The following is a 570-nucleotide window of genomic DNA, read 5'->3' on the forward strand; positions in this document are numbered from 1 at the left end:
TTTATTAAAGCTGTTCAAAAGCCAACAGGTCAATTTGAGTTTGACGATGATTCGGTTTGGTTGTTTAAAAATAAACATACTCCTCGTCAGACTATTCTCTATGGTCGTGTTTCTACTTATAAGCAAAAACATGATTTAGCTAATCAAATGCAAGAATTACGTGATTTCGCTGAAAATAAAGGCTATCATGTCGATAATTCCTTTTCAGATATTGCCAGTGGCATCTCTTTTAAAAATCGAAAACAGTTCTTTAAATTATTAGACTTAGTTTTGGCAGGCAAAGTTGAAAGAGTAATCATTACTCATCAAGATAGATTGAGTCGTGTAGGGTTTGAGCTATTTGAATACTTGTTTAAAAACTACGGGACAGCGATTGAAACTATCTCAAATGAGCTGAATCCTAAGACTGATGAAGAAGAGCTGTTTGAAGAAATTATCAGCCTACTGCATTGCTTCTCTATGAGAGAATATTCTCATAGACGAGTGGAACGTAAGCTTATAGAAAGCACCTTAAATCAGAAAGGCGGTGAAAAAGATGGCAAAAAAGAATAAGCAAGTTCCTAGAAATGA

The 570-nt window shown here is 34.6% G+C and carries 1 protein-coding gene; it reads left to right on the top strand.

From position 1 onward, the window contains the following. Nucleotides 1–552 (top strand): IS607 family transposase (locus tag B5E95_RS10440; RefSeq protein WP_143437615.1); only part of this gene is annotated, 552 nt, incomplete at its 5' end. Between the last annotated feature and the right edge of the window lie 18 nt (nt 553–570).

Origin of the sequence: Lactobacillus gallinarum, from assembly GCF_002160635.1 — a bacterium.
Classification (GTDB): Bacteria; Bacillota; Bacilli; order Lactobacillales; family Lactobacillaceae; genus Lactobacillus; species Lactobacillus gallinarum.